Annotated in this window: 1 protein-coding gene and 1 pseudogene; both read right to left on the bottom strand. The window is 61.0% G+C overall.

Features of this window, described 5'->3' with window-relative positions; translation table 11 throughout:
- Positions 1-18 precede the first annotated feature (18 nt).
- A complete protein-coding gene (locus QWZ14_RS29030; RefSeq protein ID WP_290320552.1) occupies positions 19-183 on the bottom strand; it encodes a hypothetical protein in 165 nt (54 codons plus the stop codon).
- Positions 184-471: 288 nt separating this feature from the next.
- Positions 472-792 (bottom strand): annotated as a pseudogene (locus QWZ14_RS29025) (DDE-type integrase/transposase/recombinase); the annotation flags it as partial.

Genomic DNA, 792 nt, shown 5'->3' with positions numbered 1-792 from the left:
GAACGGTGGTGGTGTTCGCTACGGATGTTGAATCCGCCGTTTGTAGCCATGCCGGGTGGTGGCGAAAGACTGACTTCCGAGGAGCCGGTTATGATTATCGACGACGGCGGCGACGTGGAGATCCTTATGGGTATCGACGCCGCCGATGACAAAGGGCCCAGTGCTACCTTCCACGATATTCATTGCAACTCTCCGGATGCTGGAATGCCTTGGCGATCCCACCGGCACCGGATGCATGGACAAGACAGTAACGGGACAGAGCGTCAGGCCCTTCTCGGGTCACATGCAATGGCGAGGTGGAACCTCACCGCGAAGGGTGCCTGGGCGGCCGACAGATCCAGGGAAAGACACGGCTGGCGGTCGATCGCTGTTGGGGTCAGGCCACCCAGGCACTTGCGGCACCAGCAATCCTAGAAGGCCCATCGCTGTGCGTCAGGCCGCCCAGGAACAGCTTGCCGGGACATACTTACTATCGCTGTTGAAAATCTGTGGCCGCCCGAACCGGGCCAAGGCTTCCTCCAAAGCCTCGAGGCAGAACTCCACATCCATGGTGTTCGATACGCGCCAAGTCAGCACTCTCCGCGTCGCCCAGTCCATCACCGCAACCAGGTAGAGAAAGCCGCGGCGCATTGGCAGGTAGGTGATGTCCGTGCACCAGACCTGGTTGGGCCGATCGATCACAAGGTCCCGCAGCAGGTAGGGGAAGATCCGGTGCTCGGGGTTCGGCACCGTGGTCCGCGGCCGCTGGTAGATCGTAACCGTCAGCTGTTTCCCGCCTTGAGATGATGGCTG

The sequence above is a fragment of the Paeniroseomonas aquatica genome (genome assembly GCF_030409335.1).
Taxonomy (GTDB): Bacteria; Pseudomonadota; Alphaproteobacteria; order Acetobacterales; family Acetobacteraceae; genus Belnapia; species Belnapia aquatica.
This window is presented reverse-complemented; position numbering and strand designations above follow the sequence as displayed.